Raw genomic sequence first — 20,098 nt, 5'->3', positions numbered from 1 at the left:
CCGCGCCTGGCCGGTCAGGGGGTGGCATAGGCCGCCTTGGCCGCGTCGATCAGCGCCAGCGCTTCCGGGCTCGCCCATTCGGCCGGCCCGGCGATATGGCCGATCTCGCAACCCTCGGCATCCACCAGCATGGTGGTCGGTAGGCCGAAGCCGCGCCCGACCGCCCGCAGGTCCTGGAAGGCCTTCGCCTTGGGGTCGGTATAGAGCGCGAGGTTGCGGACCCCCGTCTCCTCGTAGAACCGCTTCGGCTTGTCGCCGTCGCGGGTGTCGATGTTGATGGCGACCACCTCGAAGCCGTTGCCGCCGCGCTCGGCCTGCAGCTTGTCGAGCGCCGGCATCTCGGTGCGGCAGGGCACGCACCAGGTCGCCCAGATATTGACCAGCCGCAGCCCGTCGCCGCCGATAGCCCTCAGCTGTGCCGGGCTACCGTCGGGGGTGATCACCGCGAGGTCGGGGATGCGGGTCGGCTTCAGCGTCGGGGCGAAGGCGGCGAGCTCCCCCCTGGCGAGGTCGGTGAGCTTGCGCGCCGTCTCGCTGGCCCGGCTGCACTGACCGGCCTCGCCGGATGCCGGACCAGCCTGATCGTACACCCCACCGGTCCGTGCGGCGGGCGGGGTGGTGGGGCCGGTTGCGAGCGCCGGCGCGTCGGCGTTGCGCAGCCCCCCTCCGATCCCGTATACGCCAGCAAGCCCGGCGGCGGCGCCCAGAAAAATGGCGAGCGCGGCATAAAGGGCAAGCCGTCCGCCCTTCCCGCGACCGGTTCCACGCCCCTTGGCCGAGGGGGCCGGATCGATGGGGTCGGATGGTTCGGTCATGGCCGTCCTCGCGGAGAAAAAGTCAGCATGAGCAACAAGATGTGGGGTGGCCGGTTCGAGACCGGACCGGACGCGATCATGGAGGAGATCAATGCCTCCATCGGGTTCGACCAGCGTCTATACGCGCAGGACATCGCCGGCTCCAAGGCGCATGCCGCCATGCTGGCCGCGCAGGGGATCATCACGGCTTCTGATGCCGAAAAGATCGCCGGGGGTCTAGACACGATCCTGTCAGAGATCGAGGCGGGCCATTTCACCTTCCAGCGTTCGCTGGAAGACATTCATATGAATGTGGAATCTCGGCTGGCAACCCTCATCGGCGCCCCCGCCGGTCGCCTGCACACCGCCCGCTCGCGCAACGACCAGGTGGCAACGGATTTCCGCCTCTATGTCCGCGACACGATCGACACGCTGGACACGCAGATTGCCGATCTGCAGCAAGCACTTAGCGAGAAGGCGCTGGCGCATGCCGGCACGGTGATGCCCGGCTTTACCCATCTCCAGACTGCTCAGCCGGTGACCTTCGGCCATCATCTGCTCGCCTATGTCGAGATGCTCGGCCGCGACCGCGGCCGCCTCCGGGATGCCCGCGCCCGCCTCAACGAGTGCCCGCTCGGCGCCGCCGCGCTGGCCGGCACCTCGTTCCCGATCGACCGCTTCGCCACCGCGGCCTCGCTCGGCTTCGACCGGCCGACGGCGAACTCGCTCGATTCGGTCTCGGACCGCGACTTCGTGCTGGAGACGTTGGCGGCGGCCTCGATCTGCGCCATGCATCTCACTCGTTTTGCTGAGGAAATCGTCATCTGGACCTCGCCGCTTGTGGGCCTCCTCAAGCTGTCCGACCGCTTCACCACCGGCTCCTCGATCATGCCGCAGAAGCGCAATCCGGACGCCGCCGAGCTGGTGCGCGCCAAGATCGGCCGCATCGCCGGGGCCTTCTCGGGTCTGCTGATGGTGATGAAGGGCCTGCCGCTCGCCTATGCCAAGGACATGCAGGAGGACAAGGAAGGCGCCTTCGACGCCCTCGGCACCTTGTCGTTGATGGTGGCTGCCACGGCCGGCATGGTGCGCGACATGGTGCCGGACGAGGCGAAGATGAAGTCGGCGGCCGGATCCGGCTATTCCACCGCCACCGACCTCGCCGACTGGCTGGTGCGGGTGCTCGGCCTGCCGTTCCGCGAGGCGCACCACGTCACCGGCCGCATCGTCGCGCTGGCGAGCGGAAAAGGCGTTCCTTTGCATAAGCTTAGCCTGGAGGAGATGCAATCGGTCGAGCCGCGCATCACCGCCGAGGTGTTCGGTGTGCTGTCGGTGTCGAAGTCGGTGGCGAGCCGCGTCTCCTATGGCGGCACGGCGCCGAAGAACGTCCGCGCCCAGGCCAAGCGCTGGCTGAAGCTGCTTGCCAAGGGGTGAGACGGCACCGTTCTATGTCCTTCGAGACCCGGCCTTTGGCCGGGCATCTCAGGGCGAGGAAGGTCCTGTAATCCCGGTCCGCATTCCTCATGCTGAGGTGCGAGCGTAGCGAGCCTCGAAGCACGCAGACGGCCAACGGCTACCGTCCTTTGAGCAATCTCAAGGCATTGGCCGTCACCAGCACGGTTGCGCCGGTATCGGCGAGGATCGCGGGCCACAGCCCGGTGATGCCGGCGATGGTGGTGACGAGGAAGAACGCCTTCAGTCCCAAGGCGATGCCGATATTCTGGCGAATATTGGCCATGGTCCGCCGCGACAGGTCGAGCATCGCCCCGACATCGGCGACGCGGCCATGCAGCACGGCGGCGTCGGCGGTCTCGAGCGCCACGTCGGTGCCGCCGCCCATGGCGATGCCGACATCGGCGGCGGCCAGCGCCGGCGCGTCGTTGATGCCGTCGCCGACCTTGGCCACCGTCAGCCCCTGCGCCTTCAACTCGCCGATGATTCGCTGCTTGTCCGCCGGCATCAGCTGGGCGCGCACGTCGATGCCGAGGTCGCGGCCGACGGCCTCGGCGGTACGGGCATTGTCGCCGGTGAGCATCACGGTGCGAATGCCCTGATCTTTCAGTGCCTTGAGTGCCGCGCTCGCATCAGGACGCGGCTGGTCGCGCATGGCGAGGAAGCCGAGTGCCGATCCGTCCGCCACCAGCACGGCGACGGTCTTGCCCTCGGCGTTCAGCGCCTCGATGGCGGCGAGGCGTTCGGCCGGCAGCGGCGCCCTCTTGCCGGCTGCTGCCGGCGAGCCGAGGAACAGCGAGCGGCCCTCGACGGTGCCGGTCACGCCCTCGCCGCCGATGGCGCCGGCCTGCTGGGTAGCGGGGAGCGCGATCCCCCGCGCCTCGGCTGCGGCCAGGATCGCCACGGCCAGCGGATGCGTCGAGCCGGCTTCCAAGGCGCCGGCAAGGCGTAGCGCTTCGCCTTCGCTGCCGGAAAACGCCACCACATCCGTCACTTGCGGCTTTCCTTCGGTGAGGGTGCCGGTCTTGTCGAAGGCGACGGCATTCACCTCGCGCAGCTTCTCCAGCACCGCGCCGCCCTTGATCAGCAGGCCGCGCTTGGCGCCGGCGGCGAGAGCGGCGGCGATAGCGGCCGGGGTCGAGATGACCAGCGCGCAGGGGCAGCCGATCAGCAGGATGGCGAGGCCCTTATAGATCCACTCGTCCCAGGCCGCGCCGAACAGCAGCGGCGGCACGAGGGCGACCAACGCCGCCAGCGCCACGACGAAGGGCGTGTACCAGCGCGAGAAGCGGTCGATGAAGCGCTCGGTCGGCGCCTTGCTCTCCTGCGCCTCCTCGACGAGGCGCACCACGCGGGCAATGGTGTTGTCGGCGCTGGTGGCGGTGGCGCGCATGGTCAGCGCCGCCTCGCCGTTCACCGTGCCGGCATAGAGCTGGTCGCCCGGCGCCTTGGCGACGGGAACGCTTTCGCCGGTCACCGGCGCCTCGTTCACCGTGCTCGCACCTTCCAGGACCGCGCCATCGGCGGGAATGCGCTCGCCCGGCCGGACCAGGATGGTATCGCCGATGGCGATGCGCTCGGCCGGAATCTCGCGGGTGCCGCCGTTCTCGACCAGGCGGGCGACCTTGGGCACCAGCGCGGTGAGGGCGCGGATCGAATCGCGGGCGCGGCCGGCGGCGACGCCTTCCAGCAATTCGCCGACAAGGAACAGGAACACCACCATCGCCGCCTCTTCCGCGGCGCCGATGATCACCGCGCCGATTGCGGCGATGGTCATCAGCATCTCGATGGAGAAGGGCGTGCCCGCCAAGGCTGCCATCACCGCGCGGCGCGCCACCGGGACCAGCCCGACCAGCATGGCGATGCTGAAGATCAGGCGGTCATAGTCCGGCCAGAGGTGGCCGGCGGCATAAGCAAAGACCAGCGCGGCGCCGCAGGCCAGCGTCAGCCGTGCCTTGCCGCTGCGCCACCAGGAGCCGGCTTCCATGACATGCACATGGCCATCGGCCGCCACCTTGGCGGCGGCGAGGCCCGTCGCGGGTTGGCTCGCATGGCTGTGGTCGTCGTGGTCGTGATCATGGTGGGCGCCGCCATCGGGATCATGCCGGTGGCCGGCGTGATCGTGTGCGACATGGGCGTGGTCGACATGGGCGTGGTCATGTCCGCAGCCGCAAGCATGGTCGGGACCGTCATCAGGCGGCTGAGGCGTCGTTGCCTCCATTGGACGGACCAGCGGCGCGATGCCATAGCCGAGGCTGCTCACCCGTTTCTCCACAAGCATCATGTCGGCGCCGCTATGCTCGACGGTCAGGGTGCCGGCGGTGACGGAAACCGCCACTTCCGAGACACCCGGCACCCGGCGCACCGCGGTGTCGATCTTGGACGCGCAGGACGCGCAGTCCATGCCCTCGATACGATAACGTTGCTTGAGCGCCGACATGCATGCCTCCTTGCCCTTCACTGGAGGCGACGCTACATCCTCTAGCGACTAGAGGATCAAGAGGCGATTTCGGGGATTTTTGCGATGCCCAGTCTCAGCATCGGTGCCGCCGCGGCGGCAAGCGGGGTCAAGGTTCCGACCATTCGCTACTATGAGAGCATCGATCTTCTGCCCAGCCCGCCGCGCACCGGCAGCAACCGCCGCAGCTATGACGCCGCTGATGTGCGGCGCCTCGCCTTCATCCGCCATGCGCGCGAACTTGGCTTCGAGGTGGAGGCGATCCGTGCGCTGCTGAAGCTGCAGGACGAGCCGGATCAATCCTGCGCCGCCGCCGATGCGATCGCCCGTGACCGGCTGGCCGAGGTGGAGCATCGCATCGCCAGCCTCGAGGCGCTGCGCGCCGAACTGATGCGCATGGTGGAAGGTTGCTCGCACGGTCATGTCGGACGGTGCCGGGTGATCGAGATCCTCGCCGATCACGGCGAATGCCGGCACCATCGGGAAGCTGAGCCGCTCGCACTGGCCGGGCGGGCCGGCAGCTGAGCGAATCCGCCGCCGGCTGCCGTGTCGGTCTTCAGCCTTCGCCGTCGGGTATATGGCCGATGAAGGGCAATTGCCGGTAGGCGTGGGCTACGTCCATGCCGTAGCCGACCACGAAATAATCGGGGCATTGGAAACCGACGAAATCGGCTTCGATCTGCACCGCACGTTTGTGAGATTTCTCCAGCAGCACGCACACCATGACGCGCCGGGCGCCGCGCGCGGCCAACAGGTCCTTGGCGAAGGCGAGGGTGCGGCCCGATTCGAGGATATCGTCGATGAGGAGGACGTCGCGCCCCTTCACCTCGCTGTCGATGTCGCGCAGCACGGTCACATAGCCGGCCGAGACCTGTGAATCGCGATAGCTCGACAGGGTGATGAATTCCACTTCCGGCGCCAGGCCGGCATCGTGCATGGCACGGATAAGGTCGGCGGCGAAGACGAAGCTGCCCTTCAGCACCGCGATCACCACCAGCTTCTCGGGCTTGGCGGCGACGATCTCGTCGGCGAGCGCGCGATTGCGGGCGGCAATGGTCTCGGCGTCGAACAGCACCTCTATCTTCGGCGTGGTTGCCCGCGCCCCGGTGTCCGCTTCGCTCATAATGTCTCCTGATCGTCGAACTCGCTTGCGGGGTGCAGGATGGACCGGCGGGTCGCCCCGCGTCCAGCCGGAGCGGACGGTGGCGGATTCCCGACAAGAACGCACACTCTATGTTAGGACAGGGCCGGCATGGTCGCCGCTGGCGGCACTTGTTCAGGTCCGAGGGATTCGCAGATTGGTTCGCTTCGAAAATGTCGGGCTGCGTTACGGCATGGGGCCCGAGGTGCTGAGGGACGTCACCTTCGGTATCCCTCCGCATTCCTTCCAGTTCCTGACCGGCCCGTCAGGGGCCGGCAAGACGACGCTGTTGCGGCTGATGTTCCTATCGCTGCGCCCGACGCGCGGCCTCATCAATGTATTCGGCCGCGATGTCGCCGCACTCGGGCCGGATGACGTGGCGGCGCTGCGCCAGCGCATCGGTATCGTGTTCCAGGATTTCCGCTTGCTTGACCACCTCACCACCTATGAGAACGTCGCGCTGCCGTTGCGCGTGCAGGAGCGCGAGGAGGCGAGCTATCGCGCCGAGGTGACCGAACTGCTCGGCTGGGTCGGGCTCGGCGAGCGCATGCATGTGCTGCCGCCGGTGCTGTCGGGTGGCGAGAAGCAGCGTGCCGCCATCGCCCGCGCGCTGATCAGCCGGCCGGAGATCCTGCTTGCCGACGAGCCGACCGGCAATGTCGACCCACGGCTGGCGCGCCGGCTGCTACGCCTCTTCGTCGAGCTGCACAAGACCGGCACCTCGGTGCTGATCGCCACCCACGACATCGCGCTGATGGACCAGTTCGACGCCCGCCGGCTGGTGATCAACCAGGGACGGCTGACCGTCTATGACTGACGCGCACCATATTTCCGCCCCCGATTCCACGGCTCAGCCCGGACTGTGGGCACGGATCCGGGCATGGCTGCCCGGCGGCCGTGCCGGCGAGGCCGGAGCGGACCGGCATTCGCGCACCCCGCACGCCATCGTGCCGTCGGCGACCGTCACCGGCGGGGCGCTGGTTGCCGTCGTGGCGATCATGACCTTTCTCGCCGGCATCACCATCGGCTCGGTGGCCGCGGTTCGGTCGGTGGCATCGGAATGGACTTCCGACATCGCCCGCGAAACCACCATCCAGATAAAGCCCGGTGGCGGCCTCGACGTCGAGGCGGCGCTCGCCAAGGCGGTCAACGTCGCGAAGGCGACACCCGGGGTCGCGGAGGCCCGTGCGCTCGATGCCAAAGAGACCGCCCGGCTGCTGGAACCATGGCTGGGCACGGGGCTCGACGTCTCCAGCCTGCCGGTGCCGCGGCTGGTGGTGGTGACGCTGGCGCCCAGTGCTGGCCCGGAGGCGGCGGAGGCGCTGCGCGCCGCCCTGGCGGAGCAGGTGCCTTCCGCGAGCTTCGACGATCACCGGCAATGGACGCAGCGCCTGTCCACCACCGCTCGCGCAGTGGTGGCGATTGGCCTCGCGGTGCTCGGCCTGGTGGCCGCCGCTACCGTGCTGTGCGTGGTGTTCGCCACCCGTGCGGCAGTGGACGCGGCGCGGTCGATTGTGGAGGTGCTGCATTTCGTCGGCGCCCGCGACGGTTTCATCGCTGCCGAGTTCCAGCATCATTTTCTTGCCGTCGGCCTCAAGGGCGGGGCACTTGGCGGCGGCATCGCGATGGCGGTGTTCTTCCTGGCCTCGACGGTCCCGCACTGGATAGGGATCGGCACGCCGGCCGACACCCTGGTCGGGGTGATGACGCTTGATCTCCGGGGCTATGGCGGCATCCTCGGGGCGTCGGTGCTGGTGGCGCTGGTCACGGCGATGACCTCGCGCATCACCGTCTACCGGACTCTACGCGGCATCAGCTAGGTGGCTCATCCGTGACGAAGAGCGAATCAGCGTTGCTTCACCAGGAGACCACGGCTCGCCCGAGCCGGTTTCGGCGGGTGATGACGCTCGCCACCTGCCTGCTGACGGGGGCGCTGGCGCTGTTTCTCGCAGGCTTTCTCGTCTTCCTGTTCTGCATTCTCGGGCCTGCCGACCGTACCGGCCGCACGGCGGACGGCATCGTCGTGCTGACCGGCGGTGCCGATCGGGTGGCGGAAGCCGCCAATCTGCTGGCGGAACAGCGCGGGCGGCGCCTGCTGATCACCGGCGTGCATCCCGAGACCACGCTTGTCGAGATTGGCCGCACGGTGCCGGTGGCGCAGACGGTGCTCGATTGCTGCGCCGAACTCGGCCGTTCGGCACTCAACACTCGCGGCAATGCCATCGAGGCAGCGCAATGGGCGCAACGCCTCGGCTTCCATTCGCTGATCGTCGTCACCTCGGGCTGGCATATGCCGCGGGCGCTGGTGGAGATGGAGCGCGCCATGCCGGATGTCGAACTGCTGCCCTATCCGGTCGTCGGCGCCGCCCGTCCCGGATTATGGGGCACGCTGGCTTCCGGCAGGATGCTGATGCTGGAATATGTGAAGTATCTCGCCGCCTATGCCGGGATCAGGCCATCGCCGGCGACCACCGATGAGCTGACGGCGGTGTTTCCGCCTCACTCGCCGAAATCGACCACCTGATCGTTCAGCGGCAAAGCGTCAGTCCTGCGGGCCGGCCAGACGGCTGGTGCCGATCTTCAAAGGCCGACCGCTCTCAAGGGCGTCATCTTCCTCGGGCGGCAGCACGCCCACGCCGGTGAAGCGACGCCATCAGTGTCTGGCGAACGGCAGAAATGACCGGCCGCTAAGCCCCGATCAACTCGGCGAAGCGCGCCGGCCGTACGCCCGCCCGCGCAAGATCGTCGCCGCACTCGGATGAGGCGAGATAGGCGAGTTCGCGCTCGCGTGGCGTGGTGAGCGGATCGAGCGCGACAAGTTCGGAATCGACCCGGCCGGGATGACAATGCACCAGCACCCGGCCGCTATCGGCGGCGTTGGCGATGCTGCCGCGGAACACCTGCGCATAGGACAGCTGGTCGGAGAAATCGTAGAAGCCGCGGAAACTGTCGTTGGTGGCGATGCCATGGCGCGCCGCCTGCGCCGGCAGGCCGGCATTGAAGGCGCCGACCACGGCGGCCTTGGGAAATCCGATGCGCCGTGACGCGGCGCGGTAGAGCTTTTCGCCACAGGAGCGCAGCCAGGGCGAACCGCCATAGCGGGTGGCCAGCTCTTCCATCACCACCCATCGGATTCCCGGCAGGATATGGCAATGCTGGTGCCCGTCGAGATAATCCGGCGGAGCGCCCCAGACATCCTCGAAAGCGTCGAGCTGTGCCCGCAACTCGGCGCGCACGGCCTCCAGCGGCAGGCTGCGGATCAGCGCAGCCCGGGTCAATGCGCCGATCGAGGGCAGGCGTTCATTTGCGGCAAGACCCTGCGCGCTCGTAAGCGGCCGCTGGCCGGTCAGCGTAAGGTGCAGCCCTACATCGGCGGGGTGTTGCCGGACGAGGCGGGAGAGTTCGCCGCCATCCCGCCGCCATCCCGGCAGCCCGGTCATCGCGCCGGTGGCGGACAGCCGCCGCAACGTAATCAATTCAATGATGCCTGCGGAAACGCCACTGCTTAAACCGAAGTCATCGGCGCAGATTACTATAGGTGAAGGTGTCGATGCCGCCACTTCTTGGAGCCCTAAAAATATCGCAATTGATTTATACTTAACTACGGAATAAGCAGCAAATAAGACTGTTGTCGACTATTTGACGTCTGAGCCGGAAAGTTCCGCAGATGATTCATAGTACGCCCGAAAGCACGCTGCAGAATCGCGTGCCCCGGCTGATTTCGTTCGTCATCCCAGTGTACAATGAGGCCGCCAGTCTTGAGGAGTTGCATCGGCGGCTCTGCCGGGTGCTCGACGCCTATCCGGGGTTGGCGCGCGAATTCGTCTTTGTCGACGATGGCAGCCGCGACGACAGCTTCGCGCGTGTCGCGGCCATCGGCATGAACGATGCCGGCGTGCGCGGGCTGCGCTTCGCCCGCAATTTCGGCAAGGAGGCGGCGATGGCCGCCGGCCTGCGTGCCGCCACCGGCGATGTCGTGGTGCTGATGGATTCCGATCTGCAGCACCCGCCGGAAGTGGTGCCGAAGCTGATCGAAGCCTGGAGCCGCGGCGCCCAGATGGTCACCGCCGTGCGCCGCTCACGCCGCACCGATCCGTTGGCGCGGCGGCTGTTCAGCAAGGGATTCTACCAGTTCTTCCGGTTGATGTGCGAAGTGGACATTCCCGAGGGCGCCGGCGACTTCCGCTTGTTCGACCGCCGGGTGGTCAATGCCATCAACGCCTTGCCGGAACGCAACCGCTTCATGAAGGGCATCACCAGCTGGGTCGGCTTCCAGCAGGCGGAGGTCGATTTCGAGGTCGCGGAGCGCACGGCAGGTGTGAGTTCCTTCAACTTCATCCGGCTGCTGCGCTATGCGGTGGACGGCCTGTCGTCCTTTTCCATGGTGCCGCTGCGGGTCTGGTCGTTGATCGGCGTCGGCCTTGCCGCGCTGTCCGCGCTCTATGGCATCTACCTGATCGGTGAGGCGCTGTTCTTCGGCGTCAAGACGCCGGGCTTCGCCACCATCATGGTTTCGACGCTGTTCCTTTCCGGGGTGCAGCTGATCAGCCTCGGAGTGATGGGCGAATATATCGGCCGCATCTTCACGGAAGTGAAACAGCGCCCGCTTTATATCGTCGCCGATGAAGTCGGCTATGTCCCGGCGGCCTCGCTTTCCGCTTCCCTCGTTCCCCTGGTTGAGACGCAGCCGTGACAATCGCCGCTTCCCGGCCGACGCCGGCTACCCTCGCCGGCCGCCTCGGCGCGCTTGTCGCCTCCGCGTGGCAGTCACAGGCGCTGACGCGCCTGTGCAGCATCGTCTTGTTCGCCGGCCTCACCGCCTGGGTGCTGGTGGTGTTCCGCGATTACGGCATCAGCAATGACGAGCCGGTGCAGCACACCTATGGCCAGCTGCTCTGGCAGTGGTACGGCAGCGGCTTCAAGGATGACCGCGCCTTCCACTACATCAACCTCTATCTCTATGGCGGCTTGTTCGACCTGATCGCCGCCGGGCTGGAGCCTTATGTCAGCCTGCCGGTCTATGATCTGCGCCATCTGATCTCGGCCGGCTTCGGCCTTGCCGGGCTGGTGGCGGTGTGGCGCTGGACGAAGCTCCTTGCCGGGGAGAAGACCGCGATCCTCGCCGTGGCGATGCTGGCGGTCACCGGCATGTATGGCGGGGCGATGTTCACCCACACCAAGGATGTGCCCTTCGCGGCGACCATGGCGTGGAGCCTCTATTTCGTCACCTGCGTCGCGGCCGCCCTGCCGGGTCTGCCGAGCTGGCGAACGGTGGCGGGTCTCGGTTTCGCCGTCGGCTGCGCCCTCGGGCTCCGGGTCGGCGGCGTGTTCGCGGTGTTCTATCTCGGCCTGACAATGCTCGCCGCCGGTGCCATCCATCGCGACATTCGGCTCGTCATGCGCCTGGTGGTGCGGCTGATCCCGGCCGGGCTGATCGCTGTTGCGGTGACGGCGCTTGCCTGGCCATGGTCGGTGCTGCCGCCGACCAATCTGTTTGAGGCGATGGGGGCCTTCAGCCATTTCAGCTTCGACCTGAGCACGCTGATCAACGGCCAGAACCTGCCGATCGGCGAGGTGCCCGGCACCTATATGAGCGAGTATCTGCTCATCAAGCTGCCGGATATCGCGCTCGCCGGCCTCATCGCGGCAATCCCCTTTGGCCTTTTCGCCCTGTTGCGGGCCGATGCGGCCGGGCGGCGCCGGCAACTGGTCTTCCTGCCGCTGGTTCTGGCGCTGGCGGTGCCGGTCGCCTTCACGTTGGCCGAGCATCCTCCGCTCTATAACGGTATCCGCCATTTCCTGTTCGTGATCCCGCCAGCGACGATCGCTGCCGCGCTCGGCATTGCCGCGCTGTGGCAGGCGACCCTGCGCCTTTCGCCGGTGCTGGCACTGGTCACCGCGGTTGCCGCCGGGGCGCTGTTCGCCTTCAATGCCGCGACCTTCGTGGCGTTGCATCCCTATGAATATGTCGGCTACAACCAGCTGGTCGGCGGGCTGAAGGGTGCCGATGGTCGTTTCGAGGGCGATTACTGGTCGGCAACCATGCGAGAGGCGGCGAATGCCTTGCGCACCGGCATAGAGGCGCATCCGCCCGCCAAGCCCTACAAGGTGGCGATCTGTGCGGAGGATGGCCAGATCCAGCCCTTCCTCGGCCCCGATCTCGAATTGACCGAGAGCTGGGACGATGCCGACTTCCTGCTCACGGCGCGGAATGTCGGCTGTGACAATCTGGTGCCCGGTCTGACCTATCGCACCATCAGCCGGCTCGGGGTGCCGCTTGCCATGGTGGTGGATCTGCGGGCGCGCCATACGCCGATCGTCGAGCCGCTGCCGTGGGATGACGATGCCGATCCCCAGACCCCGGCGGTGTCCTTCAACGGTCCGGGCTCGGCGACCGTGGCCCGCAAGGCGCCGTGACATGGACCTCGCCGCTTCCCCTTTGATCGCCAGGCTGCGCCACTTCCTGTTGTTCGCCTCGCTCGGGGCGCTGGGAACGCTGGCGCAGTATGCCGTGCTGGTGACGCTGGCGAGCGGCGCTGGGATCGATCCGGTGGTCGCCTCGACGGCCGGCTTTCTCACCGGAGGCGTGGTCAATTACCTGCTCAGCCGCAGCATCGCCTTCCGCAGCGACCGCCCGCATCGGGAAGCGGCGCCGCGCTTCTTCCTGATCGCCGGCTGCGGCCTCGTGCTCAATGCGGTGATGATGGCCGGCTTCACCCGGGAGGGCGGCCTGCCCTACCTGCCGGCGCAGCTGATCGCCACCGGTCTGTTGGTGCTCTGGCACTATGCCGGCAATCTGCTGTGGACGTTCCGGCCGGCGCGGTCCTGAACGCAGAAGAGGCGCGCGGGCGCCGGTTCCCTCTGCCCGTCAATGGCAGCAGGATCTGCCCGCCGAAGAACCTGCGGTATCGCTCTCGCGCTCGTCGCGATTGTCGCGCGAATGCGGGTTCTTCTCCGCCGGCAGGTCCATGGCGACGTTGCCGGCGAAGAAGCCGTTGGGCTTCAGCGTAAAGCCGGCATACTCCACCGGCATGATCGGGAAGTCCTCCGGCTTGCACATATGGGTATGGCCGAAGGAGTGCCAAAGCACGATGTCGGCATTTTCGATCTCGCGATTCTGCTGCACATAGGCCGGCAGCCCCTGTCCGCCGGCATTCACCTTGGGATAGTCGCCCGAGGCATATTTCTCGGCCGGGTCGAAGGCGGTGACCCAGATGTGCTTCTTGGCGAAGCCGCCGCGCCTGGCGACGAAGGCCTCGTCCTGCGCCAGCATCACCGGGGTGGGTGTCACCACCAGCTTGTAGCCCGGCGGCTTACCGACGCTGTTCGCGATGTTCGGATTGGATACCTTCCAGTAGCGGCCGGTGGCTCCGTTGGCGAGGGCGGCGGCATCGAGTTCGCGCTTCAATATCTTGGTCGTGGTGTCGAAGACATTGCCATAGGGATTGTCGTCGCCCCAGGGGCGCGGCACGAAGTCGTGCTCGGTGACGGTGTTGCCGCCGCCGTCGACGTCCATGTGCAGGCGGGCGTTGAAAAAGTGCTGATGGGTCGGACCACCCAGCCCATCGTCGACCATGCCGCCCCAGGGATAGGCTTCGCCGGGCGCGACGGCAGCGGTCTGGATGATGCCGGTGAGCTTGGCTTCCAGCTGTATGGTGCCATCCTGGTACAGATACCAGTAGAAGCCATAATCGTAATTGCCCACCGTGGCGAAGAAGGAGATCACCAGCCGCCGCGAGCGGCGCACCTCATAGATCCCGTTGCGGAACTCATAGTGCTTCCAGAGGATGCCATAATCCTCCTCATGCATGCAGATGGCGTTTTTCATCAGCATGGGCCGGCCGAGGTCGTCTGCGGCGGGCACGTCGAAATAATGGATGTGGCCGAGGCAGTCGCAGCCGAGTTCCAGGCTGTTGGCAAGGCGGCCGAGGCCGTATTCGCCGGCATCGAACGCGCTCTTCCAGTAATGGTTGGCGGTCGGATCGGCATAGGGCACCACCATTTCCGTGATGCTGGCGCGGAAGATCACCGGCCGCCGCCGGCCTTGGTCCTCAATGCCGAGTTCATGCAGCACCAACCCTTCTCGCGGGGTGAAGCCGAGGCGGAAGCTCCAGTTCTGCCACTCGACCTTCCAGCCGTCGACGGTGAAGCTCGGCCCTTCCGGTTGCACGATGTGCAGCGGCTTCAGCCCCTTGCGGGTGTCGGGGAAGGCTTCGCGGCCGTAATTGTGCGGCTTCTTCGGAACCGGAACGATCCTTTCCTCGTCGATGAGGTGGACGATGCGGTTGGCAATGAGGTCGAACACCGCCACCACCCCTTCGATCGGGTGGGCATAGCCATTGTCGCGCGCATCGCCGCGCCAATAGGCGACGCAGCGCACGATCCGCTTGCCGCGCTCGAAGTCGCGGCCGAAATAGCCGGAGGAGAACGGGTCGATCTGGACCAGCGGGAGGTCTTCTTCCGTGATGCCGCGCTTGGCGACGGCGGCGCGCCAAGCGGGATCGGCCTTGACGATCTCCTCCGCGCGGAGGAATTCCTCGAGCATGATCGGCGGCTGGCCATAGGGCGGCTCGTCGGTGGGCAGCCTGACGAAGGAGGCGACCGCTTCGGCGGACAGATCGATGATCGCCTCGAAGCTCTCGCCCGAGCGGATGTCGAGCATCAGCACGAAGGCGCGGCGCGGCAGCGTGGCGCCCGCGCGGAAGGCGGCGAGCTCGGCCTTTGCCGGTTCCTCCAGCCGCACCATGGGGAAGCGGACGGTCTCGCCAAGGGCCTTGTCGGCCTTGAGGATGGCCAGCGCCCTCGCGATCTCGTCGAGGCTCAGCGGATCGAGCGGATAGGCGAGCGGGGCGGCGACGGCGATCCTGGCGTCCATGGCTAAGCTCTCTCGACGGCGTGGTGGCGAGGCAGCCTGTGGCCTCGACGTGGAAAGTCGGCGGACGCGCCGGGCGGGCGCGGGACCTGCGGCAGGTCAGGCGTGGCACGAAACCCGGGTAGCATCCGGTGAGTGCCATGGATGCCCGGCGCCCGCAAATCATGGCGGCAGCGGGTCCGCTTCATTGAATTTCATTCAATGAAGCGTTGATGCTGATTGAGCGGTGTGCCGATTGCCGTGTCATGCCGACGGCCTATGGTTCGAGCCGACCATCGAATCTCGAAGGATGCTGGACCATGACCTACGCCCCTGCCGCCGATCGCTATGCCGGTGCGATGCCTTATCGCCGCTGCGGGGCGAGCGGCATCGACCTGCCGCTCATTTCCCTCGGGCTCTGGCAGAATTTCGGCGGCACCGACGTGTTCGAAACCGGCCGGGCGATCCTGCGCCGGGCTTTCGACCGCGGCGTGACGCATTTCGATCTCGCCAATAATTACGGCCCGCCGCCCGGCTCGGCGGAGGAGATGTTCGGACGTGTCCTTGCCGCCGATTTCCGCGCCCATCGCGACGAGCTGATCGTCTCCACCAAGGCGGGATGGGACATGTGGCCCGGCCCCTATGGCGGCGTCGGCGGCAGCCGCAAGTACCTGGTCGCCAGCCTCGACCAGTCGCTGCGGCGCATGGGGCTGGATTATGTCGACATTTTCTATTCCCACCGGGTCGATCCCACCACGCCGCTGGAGGAGACCATGGGCGCGCTCGCCCAGCTCCACCGCCAGGGCAAGGCACTCTATATCGGAATCTCCTCCTACTCGCCGGCGCTGACGCGCAAGGCCGCGGCGCTGCTGGCTGAGGAGCGGGTGCCGCTGTTCATCCACCAGCCCAACTACTCGATGCTGAGCCGGTGGATCGAGGACGAACTGCTCGACACCCTGGCCGAACTCGGCAGCGGCTGCATCGCCTTCTCGCCGCTGGCGCAGGGACTGCTGACCTCGAAATACCTCTCAGGCGTGCCGGAGGACGCCCGCGCGGTGAAGCAGGCCTCGTTCAAGGCATCGATGCTGAGCGAGGACAACCTGTCGCGCATCCGGGCGCTGAACGACATTGCCCGGGCGCGCGGCCAGACGCTGGCGCAGATGGCGATCGCCTGGGTGCTGCGCGATCCGCGGGTGACGTCGGCGCTGATCGGCGCGCGCACCGTCGAGCAGCTGGACAATTCGCTGGACGCGGTGGCGCAGCTCGGCTTCGCCGACGAGGAACTGGCCGCGATCGATCGCTACGCCCAGGAGGGTGGTACCGATCTGTGGCGGGTATCCTCGACGCTGTGATGGAGAAGCGGCGACGCCCTCAGGAAGCCGCTTGCTTGACCGCCGGCAAGGATGGCGTCCGCTCCGTCCATCGCGTTGCCTGATGATAGCGGTGGCCGATCGCCAGCACCCTGGCATCGGCTCCCGTCGGGCCGATGATCTGCATGCCCATCGGCAGCCCCTGCGCACCGAAGCCGCAGGGTACGGCGAGGGAAGGCAGCCCGATCAGGCTGACCGGCACCACGATTTCCATCCAGCGGTGATAGGTATCCATGGCGTGGCCGTTGATCGCCTGCGGCCAGCGCCACTCCGCCGGAAACGGCCATACCTGCGCCGAGGGCATGACCAGCACGTCATATTGCCTGAACAGCGCGGCGGCGCACGCGTACCAGCGTGAACGGGTGAGGCTGGCGGCATAGACCTGCGCGGCGGTGACAGCCTGCCCGGATTCGATCTCCCAGACGGTTTCCGGCTTCAGCTGCGCGCGCTTGGCGGCGTCGGCCCACAGCGCCCCCTTCGAGCCGTTGTTGAGGAAGCCGCGCAGATGGGTCCAGGCCGTCCAGAGCTCGTCGGCCGGGAAGGGCGGGGGCAGCACATCGACTTGGGCGCCGAGCGCTTCGAGCACGGCGAGACCGTCCCGGCACAGCTCGAGAATGCCCGGCTCGCAGCGATAGGCGCCGTCCCAGTCGCCCAGCCAGCCGACCCGCAGGCCGGACATGTCGATAGCCAGTTGCGCGGCATAGGACGTTGCCGGCCGGCCGAACGGCACGTCCGGGTTCTCGCCGGCCAGCGTTTCCAGAAGCCGGGCGAGATCCTCGACGGTCCGCGCCATCGGCCCGTCGGTCGCCAGCGTGGCCATGAAGGTATCGCCCTCGGCATCGCCGGGGACGAGGCCCCAGCTTGGCCGGAAGCCATAGACATTGCAGAAGGCGGCGGGGTTGCGCAGGCTGCCCATCATGTCGGAGCCATCCGCCAGCGGCACCATGCGCGCGGCCAATGCCGCCGCCGCGCCCCCCGACGAGCCGCCGGCCGAGCGGGCGGTGTCATAGGGATTGCGCGTGACGCCGAACACCGGGTTGAAGCTGTGGCTGCCATGGCCCCATTCGGGCGTGTTGGTCTTGCCGGTCAGGATGGCGCCGGCGCCCCGCAGCCGCGCGGCGAGCAGGTCGTCCTGCTGCGGGACGAAATCGCGGTGCAGGGGCGAGCCAAAGGTGGTGCGGATGCCGCGGACGCAGACAAGATCCTTTACCGCCAGCGGCAGACCATGCAGCCAGCCGGTCGGGGTCGTATCGTCCAGCGCCACCGCTTCCGCCATCAGCGCGTCCGGGTCGCGGGGAGAGACGATGGCGTTGACCACGGCATTGGCCGCGGTCAGGCGCGCCAGATAGGCGGCCATCACCTCGGACGGCTTCACCTGCCGGGTGGCGATCAGATGCGACAGCGCGCTCGCGGTCAGATCCATCAGCGACATCAATTCCCCCGCCTCTCCGACGGCCGCCGCGTCACCGGAAGGACGCACGCCGTTGCGTCCCTAGAAACCGGTTGTCGCGGAGCAAATCAAGCATGCCGCAGGTGGGGCGTCCGTTCCGGCCCGGTGACCGCCTCGTTCCGGCGCTGCGACCCCTGGGTGCGATTCGGGGGACGGCTATCCGTTTCGCGGCCATTGGCGATGACGAAGGTGTCAGTGGCTTCTCACGCACAGCCGTTGGACGAAGCGAATGAAGAGAACGGCATCGCTACGCATTCGGCGCGCGGACGCGCCATTCGGTGGGATGCTCCCGTTGCATGTCCGCTTCCGGCATCCCGGCAAAGACTATTGGACGGAAGGCGACTTTCGACCCATAGAACGGGAAACGATCGGGAAGGAGCGTCGCCAATGGAACGTCCCGCAGAGGGTCCGCTCACCGGAATCCGCGTCGTAGAGCTCGGCAACCTGATCGCCGCGCCGTTCGCCGCGCGGCTGATGGCGGAATTCGGCGCCGAGGTGATCAAGGTCGAAGCCCCCGGCGAGGGCGACCCGCTGCGCAAATGGCGCAAGCTGCACGAGGGCACCTCGCTGTGGTGGTACCTGCAGTCGCGCAACAAGAAGTCGGTCGCCGTCAATATGCGCCTGCCCGAGGGGCAGGAGGTGGTGCGGCGGCTGGTGCGCGATGCCGACGTGCTGATCGAGAATTTCCGCCCCGGCACGCTGGAGCGCTGGGGGCTCGGCTGGGAGGCGCTGAAGGCGATCAACCCCAATCTGGTGATGGTGCGCATCTCCGGCTTCGGGCAGGACGGGCCCTATCGCGAGCGGCCCGGCTTCGGCGCGGTCGGCGAGGCGATGGGCGGCATGCGCTTTACCACCGGCGAGCCGGACCGGCCGCCGGCGCGGACCGGCATCTCGATCGGCGATTCGCTTGCGGCGCTGCATGCGGTGATGGGCGCGCTGATGGCGCTGCTCGCCATCAAGTCCGGCCGCAGCGGCGGGCAGGTGGTCGACGTCTCGCTCTATGAGAGCGTGTTCAACATGATGGAGAGCCTGGTCCCGGAATACGACCTGTTCGACTTCGTGCGCGCCCGTTCGGGCGGCTCGCTGCCGGGCATCGCGCCGTCCAATTCGTACCCGACCGCCGAGGGCAGCTATGTGATCGTCGCCGGCAATGGCGACGGCATCTTCAGGCGGCTGATGACGGCGATCGGTCGCGAGGATCTCGCCACCGATCCGCGCCTCGCCTCGAATGACGGCCGGGTGGCGCATGTGGAGGAAATCGACGGCACCATCGCCGCCTGGACGAGCCGGCACTCGCTCGACGAGGTGACCGCGGCGCTGGACCGTGCCGAGGTGCCGAACGGGCGCATATATTCGGTCGCCGACATCGTCGCCGACCCGCAATATCTCGCCCGAGACATGATCCTGCCCTCGACGCTGCCGGATGGCACGCCGGTGAAGATGCCGGGCGTCGTGCCCAAGCTGTCGCAGACGCCGGGCGGCCTGAGCTGGCTCGGGCCGAAGCTCGGCGAACATACCGCGCCGGTGCTGGCCGCGCTGGGCTACGGGACGGAGGAGATCGAGGCCCTGGTCGCCAGCGGCGCCGTGGCCAAGGGAGATGCAGCGCCGGGAGACGCGGCATGAGCGCGGTTCCGTTCCCCGCGCGGGTGCACATCCAGGAAGTGGTGACGCGCGACGGCCTGCAGATCGAGCCGCGCTTCCTGCCGACCGGGCAGAAGATCGCGTTGATCGACGCGCTGTCCGACACCGGGGTCGCCAAGATCGAGGTGACGTCCTTCGTCTCGCCCAAGGCGGTGCCGAACCTCGCCGATGCCCGCGAGGTGGCGCGGGGGATCCGGCGCCGACCGGGTGTCGTCTATGTCGCGCTGGTACCGAACCTGCGCGGCGCGCAGGAGGCGCTCGCCGCCGGGATGGACGAGCTCAACCTCGTCATGTCGGTGAGCGAGACCCACAACCTCGCCAATATGCGGATGACGCCGGCGCAATCGCTCGACGGTTTCCGCGCCATCGCCGCCGCCGCTGCGGGATCGCCGGCACGCCTCAACGGTTCGATCGCCACCGCCTTCGGCTGCCCGTTCGAAGGGGCGCAGGCGGAGGACAAGGTTCTGGCGCTGGCGGAGGCCTATCTCGGCCTCGGGCTGCATTCGGTGACGCTGGCCGATACCACCGGCATGGCCAATCCCCGCCAGGTGGCGCGCCTGGTCCGCGCCTTCCGCGCCCGGTTCGGCACCGTGCCGCTGACGCTGCATTTCCACAATACGCGCGGCATGGGCCTCGCCAATGCGCTGGCGGCCCTGGATGCCGGCGCCGATCGCTTCGACGCCTCGCTGGGCGGCATCGGCGGCTGCCCCTTCGCGCCGGGCGCGACCGGCAACATCTCCACCGAGGATCTCGTGCACATGCTGGAGGAGATGGGCGTGCCGACCGGCGTCGATCTCGGGCGCCTCATCGGCCTCGCTCGGGGGCTGCCGGCGCGGCTCGGCCACGACATACCCGGCCAGGTGGCGAAGGCCGGGCGAAGCGGCGACCTGCATCCCGCACCGCCGGGGTTGCGCCAGGCCGTGCCATAACCGCACCGAAGC

17 protein-coding genes are annotated in these 20,098 nt (G+C 67.5%); 11 read left to right on the top strand and 6 right to left on the bottom strand.

Annotation, left to right across the window (positions count from 1 at the left end):
* Window positions 1-14: 14 nt before the first annotated feature.
* A complete protein-coding gene (tlpA, locus tag J2X65_RS08755) occupies window positions 15-815 on the bottom strand; it encodes a thiol:disulfide interchange protein TlpA (RefSeq protein ID WP_310200323.1) in 801 nt (266 codons plus the stop codon).
* A gap of 27 nt (window positions 816-842) precedes the next feature.
* Between tlpA and argH the strand changes: the two genes are divergently transcribed.
* Window positions 843-2,228, top strand: coding sequence for an argininosuccinate lyase (gene argH / locus J2X65_RS08750; RefSeq protein WP_310200321.1), 1,386 nt, complete (start codon window positions 843-845; stop codon window positions 2,226-2,228).
* 139 nt (window positions 2,229-2,367) lie between these two features.
* Here argH and J2X65_RS08745 read toward each other — a convergent pair whose 3' ends face one another.
* The gene (locus tag J2X65_RS08745) at window positions 2,368-4,686 is read right to left on the bottom strand and encodes a heavy metal translocating P-type ATPase (protein ID WP_310200319.1); all 2,319 of its coding nucleotides are present in this window, start codon (window positions 4,684-4,686) and stop codon (window positions 2,368-2,370) included.
* Between the two features lie 84 nt (window positions 4,687-4,770).
* Here J2X65_RS08745 and J2X65_RS08740 point away from each other — a divergent pair, with 84 nt between their 5' ends.
* Window positions 4,771-5,229: a helix-turn-helix domain-containing protein gene (locus J2X65_RS08740; protein ID WP_310200317.1), complete on the top strand. Its 459-nt coding sequence runs from the start codon at window positions 4,771-4,773 to the stop codon at window positions 5,227-5,229.
* A 31-nt stretch (window positions 5,230-5,260) separates the two neighbouring features.
* On the opposite strand, the gene hpt is transcribed toward J2X65_RS08740, so the two are convergent.
* Window positions 5,261-5,827, bottom strand: coding sequence for a hypoxanthine phosphoribosyltransferase (gene hpt / locus J2X65_RS08735; protein WP_310200315.1), 567 nt, complete (start codon window positions 5,825-5,827; stop codon window positions 5,261-5,263).
* Window positions 5,828-6,002: 175 nt separating this feature from the next.
* Between hpt and ftsE the strand changes: the two genes are divergently transcribed.
* The 3 genes from ftsE to J2X65_RS08720 are packed head-to-tail and all read left to right on the top strand — an operon-like array spanning window position 6,003 to window position 8,369.
* The gene (gene ftsE, locus J2X65_RS08730; RefSeq protein ID WP_213364359.1) at window positions 6,003-6,662 is read left to right on the top strand and encodes a cell division ATP-binding protein FtsE; all 660 of its coding nucleotides are present in this window, start codon (window positions 6,003-6,005) and stop codon (window positions 6,660-6,662) included.
* Entirely contained in the window at window positions 6,655-7,665 is a 1,011-nt protein-coding gene (locus J2X65_RS08725) for an ABC transporter permease (protein ID WP_310200311.1), read from the top strand. The genes ftsE and J2X65_RS08725 overlap by 8 nt, the downstream gene beginning before the upstream one ends.
* 11 nt (window positions 7,666-7,676) lie before the next feature.
* Entirely contained in the window at window positions 7,677-8,369 is a 693-nt protein-coding gene (locus J2X65_RS08720) for a YdcF family protein (protein ID WP_310200310.1), read from the top strand.
* Window positions 8,370-8,532: 163 nt separating this feature from the next.
* Here the strand turns inward: J2X65_RS08720 and J2X65_RS08715 are convergent, their stop codons facing one another.
* Entirely contained in the window at window positions 8,533-9,405 is an 873-nt protein-coding gene (locus J2X65_RS08715) for a ChbG/HpnK family deacetylase (RefSeq protein WP_310200308.1), read from the bottom strand.
* Window positions 9,406-9,512: 107 nt separating this feature from the next.
* Here J2X65_RS08715 and J2X65_RS08710 point away from each other — a divergent pair, with 107 nt between their 5' ends.
* The 3 genes from J2X65_RS08710 to J2X65_RS08700 are packed head-to-tail and all read left to right on the top strand — an operon-like array spanning window position 9,513 to window position 12,674.
* Window positions 9,513-10,538 (top strand): glycosyltransferase family 2 protein, encoded by a 1,026-nt coding sequence (locus tag J2X65_RS08710; protein ID WP_310200307.1) that lies wholly within the window; start codon window positions 9,513-9,515, stop codon window positions 10,536-10,538.
* Window positions 10,535-12,262: a hypothetical protein gene (locus J2X65_RS08705; protein ID WP_310200305.1), complete on the top strand. Its 1,728-nt coding sequence runs from the start codon at window positions 10,535-10,537 to the stop codon at window positions 12,260-12,262. Before J2X65_RS08710 ends, J2X65_RS08705 begins: the two co-directional genes overlap by 4 nt.
* A 1-nt stretch (window position 12,263) precedes the next feature.
* Window positions 12,264-12,674, top strand: a complete 411-nt coding sequence (locus J2X65_RS08700; protein ID WP_310200303.1) for a GtrA family protein — start codon at window positions 12,264-12,266, stop codon at window positions 12,672-12,674.
* A 39-nt stretch (window positions 12,675-12,713) separates the two neighbouring features.
* On the opposite strand, the gene J2X65_RS08695 is transcribed toward J2X65_RS08700, so the two are convergent.
* Complete coding sequence (locus J2X65_RS08695) at window positions 12,714-14,720, bottom strand: primary-amine oxidase (protein ID WP_310200301.1); 2,007 nt, start codon at window positions 14,718-14,720, stop codon at window positions 12,714-12,716.
* A 296-nt stretch (window positions 14,721-15,016) separates the two neighbouring features.
* On the opposite strand from J2X65_RS08695, the gene mgrA reads away from it, so the two are divergent.
* The gene (mgrA, locus tag J2X65_RS08690) at window positions 15,017-16,048 is read left to right on the top strand and encodes an L-glyceraldehyde 3-phosphate reductase (protein WP_310200299.1); all 1,032 of its coding nucleotides are present in this window, start codon (window positions 15,017-15,019) and stop codon (window positions 16,046-16,048) included.
* Between the two features lie 19 nt (window positions 16,049-16,067).
* Here mgrA and J2X65_RS08685 read toward each other — a convergent pair whose 3' ends face one another.
* A complete protein-coding gene (locus tag J2X65_RS08685) occupies window positions 16,068-17,498 on the bottom strand; it encodes an amidase (protein ID WP_310200298.1) in 1,431 nt (476 codons plus the stop codon).
* Window positions 17,499-17,903: 405 nt separating this feature from the next.
* Between J2X65_RS08685 and J2X65_RS08680 the strand changes: the two genes are divergently transcribed.
* Both J2X65_RS08680 and J2X65_RS08675 read left to right on the top strand, forming a co-directional pair.
* The gene (locus J2X65_RS08680; protein ID WP_310200297.1) at window positions 17,904-19,139 is read left to right on the top strand and encodes a CaiB/BaiF CoA-transferase family protein; all 1,236 of its coding nucleotides are present in this window, start codon (window positions 17,904-17,906) and stop codon (window positions 19,137-19,139) included.
* Window positions 19,136-20,086 carry a hydroxymethylglutaryl-CoA lyase gene (locus tag J2X65_RS08675; RefSeq protein ID WP_310200296.1) on the top strand — a complete coding sequence of 317 codons (951 nt, stop codon included), beginning with the start codon at window positions 19,136-19,138 and terminating at the stop codon, window positions 20,084-20,086. The genes J2X65_RS08680 and J2X65_RS08675 overlap by 4 nt, the downstream gene beginning before the upstream one ends.
* Window positions 20,087-20,098: the final 12 nt, after the last annotated feature.

It is taken from the genome of Ancylobacter sp. 3268, assembly GCF_031456575.1.
In the GTDB taxonomy this organism is placed as follows: Bacteria; Pseudomonadota; Alphaproteobacteria; order Rhizobiales; family Xanthobacteraceae; genus Ancylobacter.
Note: the sequence above shows the minus strand (reverse complement) of the source record. Positions and strands in the feature narration are given on the sequence as shown.

Coding starts and splice junctions, on each gene's coding strand:
- J2X65_RS08710 (WP_310200307.1), top strand. CDS start 9,513: ATGATTCATAGTACGCCCGAAAGCACGCTGCAGAATCGCGTGCCCCGG.
- argH (WP_310200321.1), top strand. CDS start 843: ATGAGCAACAAGATGTGGGGTGGCCGGTTCGAGACCGGACCGGACGCG.
- J2X65_RS08680 (WP_310200297.1), top strand. CDS start 17,904: ATGGAACGTCCCGCAGAGGGTCCGCTCACCGGAATCCGCGTCGTAGAG.
- J2X65_RS08725 (WP_310200311.1), top strand. CDS start 6,655: ATGACTGACGCGCACCATATTTCCGCCCCCGATTCCACGGCTCAGCCC.
- J2X65_RS08740 (WP_310200317.1), top strand. CDS start 4,771: ATGCCCAGTCTCAGCATCGGTGCCGCCGCGGCGGCAAGCGGGGTCAAG.
- tlpA (WP_310200323.1), bottom strand. CDS start 815: ATGACCGAACCATCCGACCCCATCGATCCGGCCCCCTCGGCCAAGGGG.
- J2X65_RS08745 (WP_310200319.1), bottom strand. CDS start 4,686: ATGTCGGCGCTCAAGCAACGTTATCGTATCGAGGGCATGGACTGCGCG.
- mgrA (WP_310200299.1), top strand. CDS start 15,017: ATGACCTACGCCCCTGCCGCCGATCGCTATGCCGGTGCGATGCCTTAT.
- hpt (WP_310200315.1), bottom strand. CDS start 5,827: ATGAGCGAAGCGGACACCGGGGCGCGGGCAACCACGCCGAAGATAGAG.
- J2X65_RS08700 (WP_310200303.1), top strand. CDS start 12,264: ATGGACCTCGCCGCTTCCCCTTTGATCGCCAGGCTGCGCCACTTCCTG.
- J2X65_RS08685 (WP_310200298.1), bottom strand. CDS start 17,498: ATGTCGCTGATGGATCTGACCGCGAGCGCGCTGTCGCATCTGATCGCC.
- J2X65_RS08675 (WP_310200296.1), top strand. CDS start 19,136: ATGAGCGCGGTTCCGTTCCCCGCGCGGGTGCACATCCAGGAAGTGGTG.
- J2X65_RS08695 (WP_310200301.1), bottom strand. CDS start 14,720: ATGGACGCCAGGATCGCCGTCGCCGCCCCGCTCGCCTATCCGCTCGAT.